The following is a 19,319-nucleotide window of genomic DNA, read 5'->3' as shown; positions in this document are numbered from 1 at the left end:
CGCAGCGGACTCGAACCGATGTTCGCGAACAGGGGGTCCGCTGCCGGAATCCCCCTCCCCCGCTCCTGGTTGATCCGTACGATCACAGACGACCGGAAACCGCCAACCCAGGCAAGGGGGCAGCGACATGCCGATCAACCGCAGAGGACTCCTGAGGGCCGCGGGAGCAGCAGGAGCCACCGGGGCCAGTATGGCCGCACTGGCCGCATGCGGCTCCAACACCGGCCGGGCCGGGGGAAGTTCCTCCCGGACCGCACATCTCTCCCACTGGTATCACCAGTACGGCGAACCCGGCACCGAGAAGGCCGTACGCCGCTATGCCGAGGCCTACTCCAAGGCCGACGTCCGGGTGCAGTGGCGCCCGGGCAACTACGACCAGCAGACCGCCGCCGCGCTGCTCACCGACTCCGGACCGGATGTCTTCGAGGTCAACGGCCCCACCCTGGACCAGATCCGGGGCGGCCAGGTGCTCGACCTGACCGATCTGATCAAGGACGTCCAGGCGGACTTCAACCAGGCGGTACTGGCCCCCAAGATCTACCAGGGCCGGGTCTGGGGCATCCCCCAGACCATCGACACCCAGCTGCTCTACTACCGCAAGAGCCTGCTGGACGCGGCCGGCGTACGGCCGCCGCAGACCCTCGACGAACTGGTGGACGCGGCCCGCCGGCTCACCGGCAAGAAGATCAAGGGACTGTTCCTGGGCAATGACGGCGGGGCCGGGGTGCTGGGCGGGACGCCCCTGTACGCGGCCGGGCTGTCCCTGATCACCCCGGACGGCAAGGTGGGCTTCGACGACCCCACCGCCGCCCGCACCCTGGCCAAGGTGCGCCAGCTGTACGCGGACAAGTCACTGCTGCTGGGCGCCCCCAGCGACTGGGCCGACCCGGCCGCCTTCATCCAGGGCCTTACCGCCATGCAGTGGTCGGGGCTCTGGGCCCTGCCGCAGATCCACAAGGCCCTGGGCGAGGACTTCGGGGTGCTGCCCTTCCCGGCGGACGGGCCGGGCGGCAAGCCCGCCGTGCCGGTGGGCGCCTATGCGGCGGCGATCAGCTCCCGCAGCGGCAACAAGGCGGCCGCCCGGGACTATGTCCGCTGGCTGTGGGTCGAACGCACCGACTTCCAGCAGGACTTCGCGCTCTCCTACGGATTCCATATCCCGGCCCGCACCTCGCTGGCCGCCAAGGCCGACCGGCTCAAGGACGGGCCGGCGGCCGACGCGGTGCGCTTCGCCGGCCAACACGGCTATGCCCAGCCCCTGTTGTGGACCGACGCCGGCCGGGTCGCCTACCAGGACGCGCTCAGCCGGATCATCAAGGACGGCGCCAACCCGGAGAGCGAGCTCAAGGCGGCGGTGCGCAGGACGCGCGCCGAGCTGGACCGCGTACGGAAGAAGCCCTGAGTGCCCTCCGCCGCCGGCCGCCGGCAGCGTCACCGCACCTTCTGGTTCTGGGTGTTCACCGGGCCGTTCATGGCCGGGCTGATGCTGTTCACCTATGTCCCGCTGGGCTGGAGCGTCTTCCTCAGCTTCTATGACGCCCACAACACCGTCACCCCCAGCCACTTCACCGGACTGGTCAACTACCGCCAGGTACTGGGCGATCCGGCCTTCCGCTCCGCGCTGACCACCTTCGCGGTGTTCACCGCGTTTATCGTGCCCGCCACCTATGCGCTCTCCCTGGGCCTGGCCCTGGCCGTCAACCGGCTGCGCTTCGCCCGGGCCTTCTTCCGGTCCGTCTTCTTCCTGCCGACCGCCTGCTCCTATGTGGTCGCATCCCTGATCTGGAAGCTCTCCCTGTTCAACGGGGTGCGCTTCGGACTGGCCAACACCGTACTCGGCTGGTTCGGCGCCGAGCCGGTGGCCTGGCTGTCGACCACCCACCCACCCTGGTACTGGCTGGTCATCGTCACCGTACGGCTGTGGCTGCAGACCGGCTTCTATCTGATCCTCTTCCTGGCCGGACTTCAGCGCATCCCCGCCCGGCTCTATGAGGCCGCCGCCCTGGACGGCGCCCGGCCCGGCTGGCAGACCTTCCGCCACATCACCTTCCCCGCCCTGCGCGGCACCTCGGTGGCGGTGGTGCTGCTCCTGGTGATCAACGCCTTCCAGGCCTTCGACGAGTTCTTCAACCTGCTGTCGGACGCCCGGGGTTACCCGCCCTACGCCCGCCCGCCGCTGGTCTACCTCTACTACACGGCACTCGGCCAGGGGCAGGACCTGGGCCTGGGCAGCGCCGGGGCGGTGGTGCTGGCACTGGTCATCGCCGTGGTGACGGTGGTGCAGGGGCGCTGGTTCGGGCTCGGGCGCAAGGAGGAGTGAGCATATGCATGACGCGCTGGCCCGGCTGGGCCGGGCCCTGAGACTGGTGCTGCTGAGCGCCCTGGCCGTACTGTTCCTGGTCCCCTTCTATCTGCTGCTGCGCAACGGCCTGGCCGACGAGGCCGATATCACCGCGCCCGACTGGACCTTCTTCCCCCGCCGGCTGCACTGGTCCAACCTGCGGGAACTGTTCAGCGACCCCGAGGTGCCGATGGCGCACGCGCTGCTGAACTCGGCGCTGATCGCGGTGCTCACCACGGCCGGCACCCTGCTGCTGGCCTCGCTGGCCGGCTATGGCCTGGCCCGGATCCCCTACCGGCACGCCAATGCCGTCTTCTACGCCATCCTGGGCACCCTGATGGTCCCGGCCGCGGTCACCTTCGTCCCCTCCTTTGTCCTGGTCTCCTCCCTGGGCTGGGTCTCCAGCCTGCGCGGCCTGATCGTGCCCACCCTGTTCAGCGCCTTCGCCTGCTTTGTCTTCCGGCAGTACTTCCTGGGCTTTCCACAGGAGTTGGAGGACGCGGCCCAGGTGGACGGGCTGGGCTACTGGCGCACCTACTGGCGGGTGGTGGTGCCCAACTCCCGGCCGGTGTTCGCGGCGGTGGCCACCATCGTCTTCATCGGCGCCTGGAACGCCTTCCTCTGGCCGCTGGTCATCGGGCAGGACCAGAGCGCCTGGACGGTCCAGGTGGCGCTGTCGGCGTTCAACACGGCGCAGAAGGTCAATCTGCATGAGCTGTTCATCGCGGCGGCCGTCTCGGTCCTTCCGCTGCTGCTGGTGTTCCTGCTGCTCCAGCGGTACATCGTGGCGGGGGTGGAGCGTTCGGGCATCGACGACTGAGTTCTGGCCGGGTCCCGGCGCTACCGGGACGCCGAGGCGGAGTGCCCGGGCAGCGATGACGGGGCACGGCGGGACTGCGGACCCCGGTGGCCGCCGCGCAGCAAGGCGGCGCCCAGCGGGGTCAGGGTGTGCATCACCGCGCTGCCATGGCGCAGGGTGAGCACCAGCCCCGCCTCGCGCAGCACCCCCGCGTGCTGGCTGGCCGAGGCCGCCGACACCCCTACCCGGCGGGCGAGTTCACTGGTGGTGCAGCCGCCGCCGATGGAGCCCAGCACCGCCGAGCGGGTCTGGCCCACCAGCCTGCCCAGCGAGCGCGGCGCCTCCTGCACCGGCGGCGCCGACTCCGAGGTGTGCCGGGCCGGGTAGACCAGCACCGGGGTGAGTTCGGGGTTCTGCAGGGCCACCGGGTTGCCACGGCAGAAGAACGACGGGACCAGCAGCAGGCCGCGGCCGTTGAGATACAGATCGCGGTCCACCGGGTAGTCGGCCTCCAGCACCGGTGCGTTCCAGCGCATGGTGGGCGGCAGCGAGGACAGCAGCGCGTCCGCGCCGCCGTCCAGTAACGCCCGTCCCCGCACCGCGCGGTCCGCCTCGATCTGGGCCTGGATATGCGCCCAGTACGGCGCTATGGCCGCCTCGTGGTACGCGTGCAGCGCGCCGATCAGCTTGCCGAAGGCCCGGGCGTCCCCCTCGGCCAGCGATCGTATCCAAGCCGGGAGCGTACGCACCGTGGACAGCCGGCCCAGCTCCTGGTGCACCCGGGCGGGCGGGGTGGCCCGCAGCGCCTGCACCCCGGACTCGAGTCCGAGTACGCCTTCGGGCGGAGTCAGGAAGTCCGGGAAATAGCCCCGGGGCGGAACCAGCGGCGCCAGCAGCCGAGTTTCACTATTCAACCGAGTACGGGTTTCCGAGCGCCAATCACCGAAGATCGACTCCCCTTGTTTGTCCCGCAGTCGATGCAGACTCAATACGGTTTCCCAGAGCACGTCCGGGTCTCCGGCCAGGCGCAACCGGGCCAGATCGAGTCCAGTGAAATGGACACGCAGCACCAAACCCCCACATGAGACATCCGCCGTACCCCCCGCCCACTGAGTATGCACACCGATACGTGCTGTTACCACGCCCTTTTGGCCACAGTTGAAAGGACTCGCGACGAACACCCCCGAAGCGAAATCCTATTCAGGCACTCAGGGCCGCCCGGGCTCGTTCCCGTGGGGGGTGGCGAGCGGAAAAGCGGCCGCTGAGTATGCGAGTTGCCGCCCGAGCCGATGCGGGCGGCAACAACTCCCGGTGGGGGAGTAAAGAGGGGCGGCGCTCCCGCACGGGCGCCGCCCCTTCGCCGGTTTCCCGGTGCCGGAGCCGCCCCGCGGGCTGAGGGCTGAGGTCCCGCGAGGACCGCTCCGGTGACTGCTGGATGGACCTTGTGTTACGTCCGGGTTACCGGCCGGGCCTCAGCGGCTGTCGCTTCCGGTGGCCAGCGCGGCCGCCCGGCCCGCCTCCAGCCGCGCCACCGGGACGCGGAACGGGGAGCAGGAGACGTAGTCCAGACCCACCTCATGGAAGAAGTGCACCGACTCCGGGTCACCGCCGTGCTCACCGCAGACGCCCAGCTTGAGGTCGGGCCGGGTGGCCCGGCCGGCCTCGGCGGCCGCCCGCACCAGCGAGCCCACGCCGTCCCGGTCGATGGTCTCGAAGGGGCTGACGCCGAAGATGCCCTTCTCCAGGTACGCGGTGAAGAAGCTGGCCTCCACATCGTCCCGGGAGAAGCCCCAGACGGTCTGGGTGAGGTCATTGGTGCCGAAGGAGAAGAACTCGGCGGCCTCCGCGATCTGACCTGCCGTCAGTGCGGCCCGGGGCAGCTCGATCATGGTGCCCAGGGTCAGTCCCAGCCGGACGCCATGGGCCTGCTCCACCTCGGCGATGACCCGCTCCGCCTCCTCGCGGACGATCTCCAGCTCCTGGACCGTGCCCACCAGCGGGATCATGATCTCGGCGCGGGGGTCGCCCTTGGCGTTGCGGCGCTCGGCCGCGGCCTCGGCGATGGCCCGTACCTGCATGGCGAACAGGCCGGGGATCACCAGGCCGAGACGCACCCCGCGCAGACCCAGCATCGGGTTCTGCTCATGCAGCTTGTGCACCGCCTGCAGCAGCCGGAGGTCGTTCTCATGCGGCTCCTGACGGGACTCGGCGAGCGCCACCCGCACCGACAACTCGGTGATGTCCGGCAGGAACTCATGCAGCGGCGGGTCCAACAGGCGGACGGTGACCGGCAGTCCGTCCATCGCCTCGAAGAGCTCCACGAAGTCGGTCTTCTGCAGCGGCATCAGGGCGCCCAGCGCCTGGTCCCGCTCGCTCGCGGTGTCGGCCAGGATCAGCCGCTCCACCAACTCCCGCCGCTCGCCCAGGAACATGTGCTCGGTGCGGCACAGCCCGATGCCCTGGGCGCCGAACCGGCGGGCGCGGGAGGCGTCCTCGGCGTTGTCGGCGTTGGCCCGCACCCGGAGCCGGCGCATCCGGTCGGCGAAGGCCATCATCCGGTGCACCGCCTGCACCAGGCCGTCGGCGTCATCGGCGCCGGCGTGCATCCGGCCCTCGAAGTACTCCACCACCGGGGACGGGACGACCGGGACCTCGCCCAGGTAGACCTTGCCGGAGGAGCCGTCGATGGAGATGACGTCACCCTCCTCGATCACCGTGCCGTCCGGGGCCACCATCCGCCGCCGCTTGGTGTCCACGTCCAGTTCCTCGGCGCCGCAGACACAGGTCTTGCCCATGCCGCGCGCCACCACGGCGGCGTGCGAGGTCTTGCCGCCACGGGAGGTGAGGATGCCCTCGGCGGCGATCATGCCATTGAGGTCGTCGGGGTTGGTCTCCCGGCGGACCAGGATGACCTTCTCCCCGGAGCGCGACCACTTGACGGCGGTGTAGGAGTCGAAGACCGCCTTGCCCACCGCGGCGCCCGGCGAGGCGGCGATGCCCCGGCCCAGCATCTCCGCCTTGGCCTTCTCGTCGAAGCGCGGGAACATCAGCTGGGCCAGCTGCGCACCGGTCACCCGCTGCAGCGCCTCGGCCTCGCTGATCAGGCCCTGGTCCACCAGCTGGGTGGCGATACGGAAGGCGGCACCGGCGGTGCGCTTGCCCACCCGGGTCTGCAGCATCCACAACTTGCCGCGCTCAATGGTGAATTCGATGTCGCACAGATCGCGGTAGTGCGTCTCCAGCGTCTCCATGATCTGCATCAGCTGGTCGTAGGACGCCTTGTCCAGCTCCTCCAGCTCGGCCAGCGGAACGGTGTTGCGGATGCCCGCCACCACGTCCTCGCCCTGGGCATTCTGCAGGTAGTCGCCGTAGACGCCCTGGTGGCCGCTGGCCGGGTCACGGGTGAAGGCGACACCGGTGCCGGAGTCCGGGCCCAGGTTGCCAAAGACCATCGAGCAGATGTTGACCGCGGTGCCCAGGTCGCCGGGGATGCGCTCCTGGCGGCGGTAGAGCTTGGCGCGCTCGCCGTTCCAGGAGTCGAAGACCGCCCTTATCGCCAGGTCCATCTGCTCACGGGGGTCCTGCGGGAAGTCCCGGCCGGTCTCCCGGGCCACGATGGACTTGAACTCCTCGACCAGACCGCGCAGATCGGCGGCGTCCAGCTCCACATCGGTGATGACGCCCTTGGCGTGCTTGGTCTCCTCCAGCGCCTCCTCGAAGAGCTCGCCGTCCACGCCCAGCACGGTCTTGCCGAACATCTGGATGAGCCGGCGGTAGGAGTCCCAGGCGAACCGCTCGTCACCGGCCTGGGCGGCCAGCCCGGTCACCGAGTCATCGGAGAGGCCGATGTTGAGGACGGTGTCCATCATCCCGGGCATGGAGAACTTGGCACCCGAACGGACCGACACCAGCAGCGGGTCGTCGGTCTGGCCGAGCTTCTTGCCCATCCGCCGCTCCAGCGCGTCAAGGTGCCCCGACACCTCGTCGCGCAGGGCCGGGGGCTCCTGCCCCTCGGCGAGGTAGACCTTGCACGCCTCGGTGGTGATGGTGAAGCCCGGAGGGACGGGCAGACCGAGGTTGGTCATCTCGGCGAGGTTCGCACCCTTTCCACCGAGAAGGTCCTTGAGGTCCTTATTGCCCTCGGTGAAGTCGTAGACGAACTTCTGGCGATCTTCGTTTACCGGCACGGGACTCGACTCCTCACTGGGGCCTCCCGGACGCAGGTGGGGAGGGCTGCCCTGACGGCGGGGAGCGTACCCAGATCGAAGGCTTCTGAGGAGGTCCACTCCATCGTCATAGGGCCTTAACCGCCTGTCTGCCAACAGATCGAAAGTCATCGGCAGAACAGGGCCCTGGACAGGGGTCGTTCACTTCTTGAACGCGACCGCACGGAGCCCATCCGGACCGTTACGGACCGTCGAGAAAATGGCACCCCTGTCGTCACCTTTTGAACCCACAAAGAGTGGCACCCAGTGCCACCCTTTGAAAGGTGCACCCCTCTGGAGATCGCTCATCTGAGCAGACCCCTTATCAGAGGTGGCGAGAATCACGCCGCCGGGAGTCCCCCGAACGGCCCAATGAAGGCGCCGCTCAGCCCCCGGAGGTGTCCAGCTCCGCATCGGCGCTCACCGCCGCACAGTCGTAGGGATCGTCCAGCCAACCGTCCGGCAGCACCACCCGGTTGCGGCCGGAGGTACGGCCGCGCGGGCCGTCGGCACCCACCGGCCAGGGCTGGTCCAGGTCGAGCTCGCTCAGAAGAGCGTCCAACTCGGCCAGCGTGGAGGCCACGGCCAGCTTCTTGCGCGCCTCCGAGCCCACCGAGAAGCCCTTGGTGTACCAGGCCACATGCTTACGGAAGTCGATGACGCCGCGCTCCTCGTTCTCCAGCCACTGGCCCAGCAGCTCGGCATGGCGCAGCATCACCCGGGCCACCTCGCGCAGGGTGGGCGCGGCGGGACCGGTGCCATCCGGCTCGAACGCGGCCACCAGATCGCCGAACAGCCAGGGCCTGCCCAGGCAGCCGCGGCCGACCACCACTCCGTCACAGCCGGTCTGCCGCATCATCCGCACCGCGTCCTCGGCCGACCAGATATCGCCATTTCCGAGCACCGGGATCTCCGGGACGGCCTCCTTCAGCCGGGCGATGGCCTCCCAGTCGGCGGTGCCGCCGTAGTGCTGGGCGGCGGTGCGACCGTGCAGGGCGATGGCGGTGACGCCCTCCGCCACCGCGATCCGGCCGGCGTCGAGGTAGGTGAGGTGGTCGTCGTCGATGCCCTTGCGCATCTTCATGGTCACCGGCAGCTGCCCGGCATTGCCCACCGCCTGGCGGAGGATGGAGCGCAGCAGGTTGCGCTTGAAGGGCAGGGCGGAGCCGCCGCCCTTGCGGGTCACCTTGGGAACGGGGCAGCCGAAGTTGAGGTCGATATGGTCGGCCAGATCCTCGTCCACGATCATGCGGACGGCCTTGCCGACGGTCACCGGGTCGACGCCGTAGAGCTGGATGGAGCGCGGCTTCTCGGTGTCATCGAAATGGATCAGCCGCATGGTCTTGGCGTCCCGCTCCACCAGCGCCCTGGTGGTGATCATCTCGCTGACGAACAGCCCCTTGCCGCCGGAGAACTCCCGGCACAGTGTGCGGAAGGGCGCGTTGGTGATGCCGGCCATCGGGGCCAGCACCACCGGCGGCTGCACCGAGTGCGGGCCGATCCTCAGCTGTGCGGGCCGCGTCGGCTGCGTCATGCTCGGCTGCTTCATCAAGGGGCTTCCTCGGTCATGCGGGCGGGATCCATATGGACGGGGGGACGACCCTCAATTGTCCCTCATCCGGCGGAGGCGGCGGCCGGCCGTCTGCTCAGCGCCAGCCGGTGCAGCCGCTCCAGGCGCTCGCGGGTCTCCTGGTCCACCGGGGTGTAGGTGCTCAGCCGGGGGCCGTGGTTGGGGCCCAGCCACAGGCTGTTGTGGCACACCTCGACCACCCCGACCTCGGGATGCTGGAAGGCCTTGGTGCGGTTGGTGACATCGTGCACCACCTCATGCCGCGCCCATATCTCCCGGAACTCCGGCGATGCCTCGTGCAGCCGCTTGACCAGGCACTTCCAGGCCGGCTCGGCCACATGCTCGGCCATCGCGGCACGGAATTTGGCGGTCATCAGCCGGATGGTCTCCTCGCGCTGCACCAGCCTGGCCCGCCAGTCGGGATTGGTGAAGGCCAGCCACATGCAGTTGCGGTCGGCGGCCGGCAGGGCGTCCAGGTCGCAGAGCAGCTGACCGTAGGAGCGGTTGTAGGCCAGGATGTCGTAGCGGGCGTTCTGCACACAGGCCGGGAAGGGCTCCAGCTGCTCCAGCATCTGCAGCAGCGCCTCGGGCACCCCCGTGCAGGCGGTGTCCGGCATCGGGTCGGCGACATTGGCCAGGGCGAACAGATGGGAGCGCTCGCCGCGGTCGAGCATCAGGGCGCGGGCCACCGAGTCCAGCACCTGGACGGATGCCTGGATGTCGCGGGCCTGCTCCATCCACGTGTACCAGGTGACCCCCACCGCGGCGAGCTGGGCGACCTCCTCCCGGCGCAGGCCGGGGGTGCGGCGCCGGGCCCCGCGCGGCAGGCCCACCTGCTCCGGCGTTATCCGCTCCCGGCGGCTGCGCAGGAAGGCGGCCAGCTCGCCGCGCCGGATGCTGTCGGCGGCGGCGCCGGCCGGGCCCGTCGCGCCGGTCGCGCGGGCCTCGCCGGGGAGGCCGGGGGCGCCGGGGGAGAGGGCCGGGGATTCGGGGGCCATGGTGGTCATGCCTCCAGGGTGCGGGACGGTTCAGCGGGTTGCCAGGTACTGCTGGTACCAGGATAAGGAGACTCTGGTACCAGGCTGTGGCGTGCGGGATCGTCGTATCCGTGAGCGAAATCCATACCGCCCCCGCACCCGCCCCACAACGGCCGGCCCCGACGCCCTCCGACGCTTCCCCCCGCACCGCCTCTCCCGCTGCCGGCTCCCCCGCGCTGACCGCGCTGGGCCTGCTGACGGTGCTGCTCGGCGCCGCGCTGCCGATGCTGGACGCCTTTATCGTCAATGTCGCCCTGCCCACCATCGAGCACGACCTGAACGCCGGCCCGGCGATGCTGGAGATGGTGGTCGGCGGCTATGGCGTCGCCTACGCGGTGCTGCTGGTGCTGGGCGGCCGCCTCGGTGACATGTTCGGCCGCCGGCGGCTGTTCCTGTGGGGCACGGCCGCCTTCGGCATCACCTCGGTGGCCTGTGGCCTGGCTCCCGACGCCTGGACCCTGGTGGCCGCCCGGGTGGCCCAGGGCGCGGCCTCGGCCCTGATGATGCCGCAGGTGCTGGCCACCATCCAGGCCACCACCAGCGGTGCCAAGCGGGTCCGGGCGATGAGCTACTACAGCTCCACGGCCGGAGTGGCCAGCGCGCTCGGCCAGATACTGGGCGGAGTGCTGGTCTCGCTGGACATAGCCGGCACCGGCTGGCGGTCGATCTTCCTGGTGAACGCCCCGGTGGCGGTGGCCGCCCTGGTGCTGGCGCTGCGCACGGTGCCGGAGACCCGTTCCGAGCAGCCGACCCGGGTGGACGGGCCGGGCACGGCACTGCTGTCGCTGTCCCTGGTCTCGCTGCTGCTGCCGCTGACCGAGGGCCGGGCCACCGGCTGGCCGCTGTGGTCCTGGCTGCTGCTGGCGGTGTTCCCGCTGGCCACGGTGGGCTTTGTCCTCGTCGAGCGCCGCGCCGAGCGGCAGGGGCGCACTCCGCTGGTGCCGCCCTCCCTGCTGCGGATCCCCTCGATGCGCAGCGGGCTGCTGGTGCTGATCCCGTTCTGCCTCGGCTGGGGCGGCTTTATGTTCGTGATGGCGGTGGCCCTGCAGGAGGGGCTGCGGCTGGGCCCGATGGCGGCCGGGCTGGCGCTGGTGCCGCTGTGCGTGGCCTTCTTCGCCGCTTCGATGGCCGGTCCGCGGCTGGCGGCGCGCCATGGCCGCCGGGTGGTGACCACCGGTGCGCTGCTCCAGGCGGTCGGCCTGCTGGCCGGGATAGCCACCTTCCACTGGGGCTGGGACGGGCTCAACGCCTGGGGCATAGCGCCCGCGCTCGCCATCCAGGGTGCGGGCCAGGGCCTGCTGTTCCCGCTGACCATGCGCACCATGCTGAGCGAGGTGCCGGTCACCCAGGCCGGTGTCGGCGGCGGGGTCACGGTCACCGCGCAGCAGTCCTTTATGGCCCTGGGTGTGGCCACGCTGGGCACTCTCTTCCTGTCGCTGGTGCCCTCGGTGGGCATGGGCGACGCCCTGACGGCCACGCTCGGGGTGCAGTTGGCTGCCTCGGCGGTGACGGTGGGGCTGAGCCTGCTGCTCCCGCGCCGGATGCGGTGAGGGGACGAGGTGGCCACCCCTGACGCACATGGAATGACAGATATTGAAATCTGTCATTCCATGTGTCACTCTGATGGGCGCCGTCGTTCCCCGCGAGATGAGGAGTTCCCATGCAGCACCGCACCCTTGGCACCACCGGCCCCCAGGTCTCCGCCCTCGGCCTCGGTTGCATGGGCATGTCCGCCCTCTATGGGGAGGCCGACCGTGCCGAGTCCATCGCCACCATCCATGCCGCCCTGGACGCCGGCATCACCCTGCTGGACACCGGTGACTTCTACGGCATGGGCCACAACGAGCTGCTGATCGGCGAGGCCCTGCGGTCCGCCGGCGCCAACCGGGAGAAGGCGCTCACCAGCGTGAAGTTCGGCGCCCTGCGCGGCCCCGACGGCGGCTGGGGCGGCTATGACGGGCGCCCCGCCGCGGTGAAGAACTTCGCCGCCTACTCCCTGCAGCGCCTGGGCACCGAGCACATCGACGTCTACCGCATCGCCCGTCTCGACCCCGCCGTTCCCATCGAGGAGACGGTGGGCGCCATCGCCGAGCTGGTCCAGGCCGGGTATGTCCGGCACATCGGTCTCTCCGAGGTGGGTGCGGAGACCATCCGCCGGGCGGCCGCGGTGGCCCCCATCGCCGATCTGCAGATCGAGTACTCGCTGATCTCCCGCGGTATCGAGCAGGAGATCCTGCCCGTCTGCCGGGAGCTGGGCATCGCCGTCACCGCCTATGGGGTGCTCTCCCGCGGCCTGATCAGCGGCCACTGGAGCCGCGACCCCAAGCTGGCCCCCACTGACTTCCGGGGTATGAGCCCGCGCTTCAGCGGCGAGAACCTCCAGCACAACCTCGATCTGGTCGACGCGCTGCGCAAGGTCGCCGAGGCCAAGGGCGTCAGCGTGGCGCAGATCGCCATCGCCTGGGTGCTCTCCCAGGGCGAGGAGATCGTCCCGCTGATCGGCGCCCGCCGCCGGGACCGGCTGGCCGAGGCGCTGGGCGCGCTGGATGTCGCCCTGAGCCCGGCGGACCTGGCCGCCATCGAGGAGGCGGTGCCCGCCGGGGCGGCCGCCGGCGAGCGCTACCCCGCCGCACAGATGTCCAGCCTGGACAGCGAGCGGTAACCGGACGGGTGGGGCGCACTCCCCCGGGGCCGGGCCCCATCGGCGGCCGTCCGCCGGGTACGGTCCGTAGAGGCGTCCTCAGCACGCCCACCGAGCAGGAAAGGACCCCGCACCGCCATGCCGCCCGAGACCCTGACCCCCGACCGCATCCTCGAGGCCACCGAGGATGTCCTGCGCCGCTTCGGCCCGGCCAAGGCCACCGTGGTGGATGTGGCCCGGGCGCTGGGCGTCAGCCATGGCAGTGTCTACCGGCACTTCGGCAGCAAGGCCGCCCTGCGGGAGGCCGTCACCGACCGCTGGCTGGACCAGTCGCACACCCGGCTGTCCGCCATCGCCCGGTCCGAGGGCCCGGCCGGCCCCCGGCTGCGCGAGTGGCTCACCGCCCTGTTCGCCGCCAAGCGCCACAAGGCCGGTGATGACCCCGAGCTGTTCGCCACCTATCTGGTGCTGGCCGGCGAGAACAGCGCCACGGTCGAGCGGCATATCGCGATTATGCTGGACCAGCTCGCCGGGATCGTCCAAAGTGGCGTGGCCCAGGGCGAGTTCGCCTCCGCGGATCCGGTGGCCACGGCGCGGGCGGTCTGGGATGCGACGGGTCGCTTCCATGATCCCGGGCATGCGGCGGAGTGGGGCCGGCCGGAGATCGACGCGGCCTTTGCGGAGGTTTGCGAGCTGGTGCTGCGGGGTTTGCGGCCCTGAGGGCGCGCGTCGTGTTTGGGGTGCGGGCTGTCTGTGGCTGATCGCGCGGTTCCCCGCGCCCCTGTTGGGGCCCGCCCCTGGGCATCATGCGGCTCCGCCGCGGGGTGCGAGCAGCCATCGGCTGCCCGCACCCAACAGGAAATCCCGACAGTGAACGGGGCCTAGCCCACACCCAGGAATCGCAGTACCGCCAGCACCCTGCGGTGGTCCGCGTCCGCCTTGGGCAGGTCCAGCTTGGCCAGAATGCTGTTGATGTGCTTGGCCACCGCGCTCTCGCTGACCACCAGCCGCTCGGCGATTCCCGCGTTGGAGCGCCCTCCCGCCATCAGCTCCAGCACCTCGCGCTCCCGCGCGGTGAGCCGTTCCAGCGGGTCGCTGTGCCGGCGGACCAGCAGCTGGGAGACCACCTGCGGGTCCAGCGCGGTGCCGCCGGCGGCCACCCGGCGCAGGACCTCGATGAACTCCTCGACGTCCGCGACCCGTTGCTTGAGCAGATAGCCCACCCCACGGGTGTCACCGGTCAGCAGGTCGGTGGCGTAGCGCTCCTCCACATACTGGGACAGCAGCAGCACCGCCGTGCCGGGCCACTGCCGGCGGATGAGGAGCGCGGCCCGCACCCCCTCGTCGGCGAAGCCCGGCGGCATCCGTACATCGCTGACCACCAGGTCGGGCCGGTGTTCCTCAACCGCCGTCAGCAGGCCCTGGGCATCGTCCGCTTCGGCCGTCACCTCGAAGCCGGCGGCCTCCAGGACTTTCACCAGCCCCACCCTCAGCAGTACGGAATCCTCGGCGATCACGGCGCGCACGGTAGCTCCACAGTCACAACGGTCGGGCCCCCCACGGGGCTGCTGATCGAGAAAGTGCCGTCCACCGAGGCGACGCGCTTGGTCAGCCCGACGAGTCCGGTGCCGCCCGACGGGTCGGCCCCGCCGACTCCGTCGTCGGAGACGACGACCAGCAGTATCCCCCCGAACCGTTCGACCGTGACCTCCACCCTGGACGCCTGGGCATGCTTGACCACATTGGCCAGCGCCTCGGAGACCACAAAGTAGGCGACCGCCTCCACCGCCGGGACGGGCCGGGACTCCAGATCCACCCGGACCCGCACCGGCAGCGGCATCCGCTCGGCCAGGCCGGACAGTGCCGCGTCCAGCCCCCGGTCCTCCAGCACCGCCGGGTGCAGCCCGCGCACCAGATTGCTGAGTTCCTCGATGGCCTCCTTGGCCTCCCGGTGCGCCTCGTCGATCACCTTGCGGGCGTCCGGCGGCAGATCGCCCAGGGTGGCCTTGGCCAGGCCCAGGTTGACGGCCATGGAGACCAGTCGCTGCTGGGCCCCGTCGTGCAAGTCCCGTTCGATCCGGCGGCGTTCGGCGTCCGCCGCGTCCACCATGGCGGCCCGGCTCTCGGTGACCTCGGCCACCCGCTGGGTCAACTGCTCGGCGCGGCTGGGGCCCAGGCGGTTGGCCGCGGTGCGGGTTTCCAGCCGGGCCAGGGCGGTGGAGAGCCAGGCGGCGGCAACCAGACCGCACACCCCGAGGGCGGTGACAAATCCGGCTTGCAGGGCATAGCGGGCGAACTTTACTCGGTCCTCAACCGGCACCGCCCACATCCAGATGCAGATGGTGGTCGCCCAGATCGAGGCGGCCCACAGCAGCAGGACGCCCACCGCGGCCAGCGCGCACAGGGGCCCGACCACCAGGTGGTAGGCCACCTGCCGCCAAGCGGCCTCGCCGCGCAGCCAGTTGGCCACCCGCTCGCGGCTGGTGGCGCCCGCGACAGGCGCCAGGCGGGGGATCTCGACGCCCAGCCGGGCCCGGAAGCGGGCCCGCTGCAGCGCCGTGAACAGCGGCGCCGCCGCCACCAGTGCGGCCAGCGGCAGGAAGATCGCCGCCAGTACGCTCAGCACCTGGGTGGGCCCGCCGGGCAGCCAGGGCAGCGCCAGCACCAGCAGCGCGGCCAGTTGCACCAGGACTCCGGTGGTATGGAAGGCGACCGCTCGTCCGGCGTTGCGGAAGGGGCGCAGCAGGGGCTGCAGGGCAGTGGGAATGTGCATGGCTACACCGTAATTCCGCTGGTCAGCGCCGACCATGCCGCTGCTGCCCGACCTGGGGGTATAGCCAGCACCACCCAGGTCCGGACACCCGCGCTACCGACTTCCGCGCTCCTGGCGGCGATTCTGAATGGGTCGCATTCGCCCGTCCATCAAGGAGCATCCGATGACCGTCGTCCACCTCCCGTGCCGCGCCGAGGAGTTTGGCCAGCGCGAGGAACTGGCCGAGGTCATCCCGCTGTTCGGCGAGCTGCCGCCCGCCCCCGCCCCGCGCCCCCTGCTGGGCTGGGTCCTCCTCGGCAGCGGGCTGGCCCTGCTCCCCTGGCTGTGTCTGCTGGCGGCGGGGCTCACCGGCCCGGCCAACTCCCCGGAGGTATGGGTGGGCCTGGACCTCCTGGAGGCCGCCGCCCTGATCGCCACCGGCCTGCTGGTGATCCGCCGCGACCCCCGCCATGTCCTGACCGCCGCCGCGACGGCCCCGCTGCTGGTGGTGGACGCCTGGTTCGACGTGCTCACGGCGGCGCAGGGCGCGGACCTCATCTCGGCCGTGGTGCTGGCCTGTTGCGCGGAGCTGCCGATGGCGGCGGTGTGCGGGCTGATGGCGGTGCGGGGGTTCGCGCGGCGGGGGTGAGTGTCAGTGGGGGTCGCTACGTTCTGTGCCACCACGCTCACCCAACTGATGGGAGGCCCCATGTGTGAACCCCGCCAACTGCCCTTGCTGGCCTGCGACGGCGAGCCGGAGCTGCCGTTCGACATGCTGTGCAGTGACCTGGAACTGACCAACGAGGCCATGCCGGACGGCTATCGCGCGGAGATCATCGGCGGGAAGATCGTCTGCTCGCCCTGGACCCTGCCCCGTTACGGGCCGATCCTCGATTCCCTGGTGGACCAGTTGTCGCTCCATGAGCCGGCGGGCCACAGCACCATGGGGTCGCCGCACCTCTATGTCTTTCCACGACTGGCGCGGGGCTACGGCCCCGATGTGCATGTCGCGGACGACGACGCCTGCCACGTCCAGGGCATCCTGCTGCCCGGCTCGGCGCTGTCGCTGGCGGCCGAAGTGACCTCGCCGGCCACGCGGTTCATCGACCTCACGGACAAGCTGGATGTCTACGGCAGGGCCGGGGTACCGGTGTACGTCCTGGTGGACACGGCTCGCCGTGCCGTCACGGTCTACTCGGACCCCTCGCCGGATCGCGGCTACCGCGCCCACACCCAGATCAAGTTCGGCGACAAGGTCGCCATCCCCGCCCCCTTCAACTGCGAACTGGACACGGTGGACTGGGAGTTCTGACGCACAGCCAAGGGCCCCGGCCCCGCCGGGATCGGCGGAACCGGGGCCCAGGCCCAGGCCGGAGAACCGGATCAGCAGCCCAGCAGGCGGCCGCCCAGGTAGGACTCGATGCGGTCCAGGGACACCCGCTCCTGCTTCATGGTGTCGCGCTCGCGCACGGTCACCGCGTTGTCCTCAAGGGTGTCGAAGTCGACGGTGACGCAGAACGGCGTGCCGATCTCGTCCTGGCGGCGGTAGCGGCGGCCGATGGCGCCCGCGTCGTCGAACTCGATGTTCCAGTGCTTGCGCAGGTCCGTCGCCAGGCCCTTGGCCTTGGGGGAGAGCTGCGGGTTGCGGGACAGCGGCAGGACGGCGACCTTGACCGGGGCCAGGCGCGGGTCGAGGCGCATCACGGTGCGCTTCTCCATGACGCCCTTGGCGTTGGGCGCCTCGTCCTCGTTGTAGGCGTCGAGCATAAAGGCGAGCATGGCGCGGTTGAGGCCGGCCGCCGGCTCGATGACATAGGGGAACCAGCGCTCGCCGGCCTCCTGGTCAAAGAAGGACAGGTCCTGGCCGGAGCCCTTGGAGTGCGCCTTCAGGTCGTAGTCCGTGCGGTTGGCGATGCCCTCCAGCTCGGAGAACTCGGTGCCGCCGAAGTTGAAGCGGTACTCGATGTCAACGGTGCGCTTGGAGTAGTGGGAGAGCTTCTCCGCCGCGTGCTCGTACCACCGCATGTTCTCCTCGCGCATACCGAGGTCGGTGTACCAGCTCCAGCGCTGCTCCATCCAGTACTCGTGCCACGTCTCGTCCTCGCCCGGCTTGACGAAGAACTCCATCTCCATCTGCTCGAACTCGCGGGTACGGAAGATGAAGTTGCCCGGCGTGATCTCGTTACGGAAGGACTTGCCGGTCTGGGCGATGCCGAACGGCGGCTTCTTCCGCGAAGTCTGCTGCACCTGGGCGAAGTTGGTGAAGATGCCCTGCGCGGTCTCGGGGCGCAGGTAGGTCACCGAGCCGGTGTCCTGGGTGGGGCCGAGGTGGGTGGAGAGCAGGCCGGAGAACTGCTTGGGCTCGGTGAAGCCGCCCTTGTTGCCGCAGTGCGGGCAGTTGACGTCGGCCAGGCCGTTCTCGGGGAGCTTGCCGTGCTTGGCCTCGTACGCCTCTTCCAGGTGGTCCGCGCGGAAGCGCTTGTGGCAGGAGGTGCACTCGGTCAGCGGGTCGGTGAAGGTGGCGACGTGGCCGGACGCCTCCCAGACCTCACGGGCCAGGATGACCGACGAGTCGAGACCGACCACGTCGTCGCGCGAGGTGACCATGGAACGCCACCACTGACGCTTGATGTTCTCCTTGAGCTCCACGCCGAGCGGACCGTAGTCCCAGGCGGCACGCTGACCGCCGTAGATCTCACTGCACGGATACACAAAGCCACGGCGCTTGCTCAGGCTGACGATGGTGTCGATCTTGTCGGCGGCCACGGTGCTCTCTTCATTGCGACGACGAACAAATGGACAGGGTGGCGCGGAGCGCCTCGATGGGGGGTGGTGGTCGGGAGACGGGCGGGCGAATGCTTCAGGTTACCGGCGCGGATACCCCCTTAATCAAATCGGTTCCGGTGGAGGCCGGGCACCCTCCGGCCACCTCGACTTGTTGACAATCGTTTCCAGTTTTGTTGAAAATGACTGTCATGAACGTCTGTCCGTCCCGCGCCTTCCGAATAACCACGCCCGCCGTCGCCGCGGCCCTCGCGTTGGGCCTGGCCACCCTCACGGCCTGCTCCCCCGACAGCCCGGCGAAGTGGGACAAGGACGGCAAACTCAAGGTCACGGCATCGTTCTATCCCCTGGAGTTCCTGGCCGAGCGAATAGGCGGGGACCACGTCCATGTCACCGGCCTCACCAAGCCGGGCCAGGAACCGCACGATCTGGAACTCAAGCCCCGGCAGATCACCGAGCTCGGCAAGAGCGGCGCGGTCGTCTATCTCAAGGGTCTGCAGCCCGCGGTGGACGACGCGGTCAAGCAGTCCGGCGTCTCGCACATCGTCGACGCGGCCTCCCTCACCGGCCAGGAAGTCCATGGCACCGAGGTCGACGGCCGCCACCACACCACCGGCGACAACAGCTCCCACTCGGAGTCCGAACACGGCGCCGACCCGCACATCTGGCTGGATCCGGTGCGTTACGCCGAGGTCGCCAAGGGCGTGGGCAAGACCCTCGCCGAGGCCGACCCCGGCCACCGGGCCGACTACCAGAAGAACACCGACGCCCTGGTCGAGCAGCTGGGCCGGCTCAACCAGAAGTTCGCCGACGGGCTGAAGAACCGCGCCTCGGACACCTTCATCACCACCCACGCCGCCTTTGGCTACCTCGCCGAGCGCTACGGCCTGACGGAGGAGGCCATCAGCGGGGTGGACCCGGAGTCCGAGCCCAGCGCCGCCCGGATCAAGGACCTGCACAGGCTGGCCGAGGAGCACCATGTCAGCACGGTCTTCTTCGAGACCCTCGCCAGCCCCGCCGCCGCCCGGACCCTCGCCGGCGACCTGCATCTGAAGACCGATGTCCTGGACCCGCTGGAAGGCATCACCGACAAGTCCAGGGGCCGGGACTACATCGAGGTCATGAACGCCAATCTGGCCGCCCTGCAGAAGGCGCTGGGCAGCAAGTGACAGAGAACACAGCGACGGAGA

General features: G+C 70.1%; 16 protein-coding genes. 9 read left to right on the top strand and 7 right to left on the bottom strand.

The annotated features are described in order from the left end of the window. Positions 1–127: 127 nt before the first annotated feature. Genes ACIHFE_RS01945 through ACIHFE_RS01935 form a run of 3 tightly spaced genes read left to right on the top strand, consistent with a single transcriptional unit; the run spans position 128 to position 3,161 of the window. Entirely contained in the window at positions 128–1,402 is a 1,275-nt protein-coding gene (locus ACIHFE_RS01945; protein WP_400103547.1) for an ABC transporter substrate-binding protein, read from the top strand. Then, positions 1,403–2,320: a carbohydrate ABC transporter permease gene (locus ACIHFE_RS01940; protein WP_400103544.1), complete on the top strand. Its 918-nt coding sequence runs from the start codon at positions 1,403–1,405 to the stop codon at positions 2,318–2,320. It begins immediately after the preceding gene. Between the two features lie 4 nt (positions 2,321–2,324). Next, positions 2,325–3,161 carry a carbohydrate ABC transporter permease gene (locus ACIHFE_RS01935; RefSeq protein WP_400103542.1) on the top strand — a complete coding sequence of 279 codons (837 nt, stop codon included), beginning with the start codon at positions 2,325–2,327 and terminating at the stop codon, positions 3,159–3,161. 20 nt (positions 3,162–3,181) lie between these two features. On the opposite strand, the gene ACIHFE_RS01930 is transcribed toward ACIHFE_RS01935, so the two are convergent. The 4 genes from ACIHFE_RS01930 to ACIHFE_RS01915 form a co-directional block, all read right to left on the bottom strand. Continuing rightward, positions 3,182–4,210, bottom strand: coding sequence for an ArsR/SmtB family transcription factor (locus tag ACIHFE_RS01930; RefSeq protein ID WP_400103540.1), 1,029 nt, complete (start codon positions 4,208–4,210; stop codon positions 3,182–3,184). A 402-nt stretch (positions 4,211–4,612) separates the two neighbouring features. Further along, the gene (gene ppdK, locus ACIHFE_RS01925) at positions 4,613–7,477 is read right to left on the bottom strand and encodes a pyruvate, phosphate dikinase (protein ID WP_400103538.1); all 2,865 of its coding nucleotides are present in this window, start codon (positions 7,475–7,477) and stop codon (positions 4,613–4,615) included. 253 nt (positions 7,478–7,730) lie between these two features. After that, positions 7,731–8,879 (bottom strand): tRNA dihydrouridine synthase DusB, encoded by a 1,149-nt coding sequence (gene dusB, locus ACIHFE_RS01920; RefSeq protein ID WP_400103536.1) that lies wholly within the window; start codon positions 8,877–8,879, stop codon positions 7,731–7,733. 80 nt (positions 8,880–8,959) lie between these two features. Further along, the gene (locus ACIHFE_RS01915; protein ID WP_400103533.1) at positions 8,960–9,922 is read right to left on the bottom strand and encodes a helix-turn-helix transcriptional regulator; all 963 of its coding nucleotides are present in this window, start codon (positions 9,920–9,922) and stop codon (positions 8,960–8,962) included. A 254-nt stretch (positions 9,923–10,176) separates the two neighbouring features. On the opposite strand from ACIHFE_RS01915, the gene ACIHFE_RS01910 reads away from it, so the two are divergent. The 3 genes from ACIHFE_RS01910 to ACIHFE_RS01900 all read left to right on the top strand — a co-directional run bounded on the left by ACIHFE_RS01910 (position 10,177) and on the right by ACIHFE_RS01900 (position 13,313). Continuing rightward, the gene (locus tag ACIHFE_RS01910; protein WP_400104392.1) at positions 10,177–11,502 is read left to right on the top strand and encodes an MFS transporter; all 1,326 of its coding nucleotides are present in this window, start codon (positions 10,177–10,179) and stop codon (positions 11,500–11,502) included. Between the two features lie 110 nt (positions 11,503–11,612). Then, positions 11,613–12,614: an aldo/keto reductase gene (locus tag ACIHFE_RS01905; protein ID WP_400103531.1), complete on the top strand. Its 1,002-nt coding sequence runs from the start codon at positions 11,613–11,615 to the stop codon at positions 12,612–12,614. A 117-nt stretch (positions 12,615–12,731) separates the two neighbouring features. Then, on the top strand, positions 12,732–13,313 hold the full coding sequence (locus ACIHFE_RS01900; RefSeq protein ID WP_400103529.1) for a TetR family transcriptional regulator: 582 nt from the start codon (positions 12,732–12,734) through the stop codon (positions 13,311–13,313). Positions 13,314–13,474: 161 nt separating this feature from the next. Here ACIHFE_RS01900 and ACIHFE_RS01895 read toward each other — a convergent pair whose 3' ends face one another. Together ACIHFE_RS01895 and ACIHFE_RS01890 are read right to left on the bottom strand one after the other, a co-directional pair. Then, positions 13,475–14,119, bottom strand: a complete 645-nt coding sequence (locus ACIHFE_RS01895; protein ID WP_400103528.1) for a response regulator — start codon at positions 14,117–14,119, stop codon at positions 13,475–13,477. Further along, complete coding sequence (locus tag ACIHFE_RS01890; RefSeq protein ID WP_400103526.1) at positions 14,107–15,366, bottom strand: histidine kinase; 1,260 nt, start codon at positions 15,364–15,366, stop codon at positions 14,107–14,109. The genes ACIHFE_RS01895 and ACIHFE_RS01890 overlap by 13 nt, the downstream gene beginning before the upstream one ends. Before the next feature lie 163 nt (positions 15,367–15,529). Here ACIHFE_RS01890 and ACIHFE_RS01885 point away from each other — a divergent pair, with 163 nt between their 5' ends. Further along, on the top strand, positions 15,530–15,994 hold the full coding sequence (locus ACIHFE_RS01885; protein ID WP_400103524.1) for a hypothetical protein: 465 nt from the start codon (positions 15,530–15,532) through the stop codon (positions 15,992–15,994). A 60-nt stretch (positions 15,995–16,054) separates the two neighbouring features. Beyond that, on the top strand, positions 16,055–16,657 hold the full coding sequence (locus ACIHFE_RS01880; RefSeq protein ID WP_400103523.1) for a Uma2 family endonuclease: 603 nt from the start codon (positions 16,055–16,057) through the stop codon (positions 16,655–16,657). A gap of 71 nt (positions 16,658–16,728) precedes the next feature. Here ACIHFE_RS01880 and ACIHFE_RS01875 read toward each other — a convergent pair whose 3' ends face one another. Next, on the bottom strand, positions 16,729–18,111 hold the full coding sequence (locus tag ACIHFE_RS01875) for a glycine--tRNA ligase (RefSeq protein ID WP_400103521.1): 1,383 nt from the start codon (positions 18,109–18,111) through the stop codon (positions 16,729–16,731). 209 nt (positions 18,112–18,320) lie between these two features. Here ACIHFE_RS01875 and ACIHFE_RS01870 point away from each other — a divergent pair, with 209 nt between their 5' ends. Then, positions 18,321–19,298 carry a metal ABC transporter substrate-binding protein gene (locus ACIHFE_RS01870; RefSeq protein WP_400103519.1) on the top strand — a complete coding sequence of 326 codons (978 nt, stop codon included), beginning with the start codon at positions 18,321–18,323 and terminating at the stop codon, positions 19,296–19,298. Positions 19,299–19,319: the final 21 nt, after the last annotated feature.

It is taken from the genome of Streptomyces sp. NPDC052396 (assembly GCF_044593195.1).
Lineage (GTDB): Bacteria > Actinomycetota > Actinomycetes > Streptomycetales > Streptomycetaceae > Streptomyces.
The sequence above is the reverse complement of the archived record's forward strand: the minus strand, read 5'-3'. Positions and strand labels throughout refer to the sequence as shown.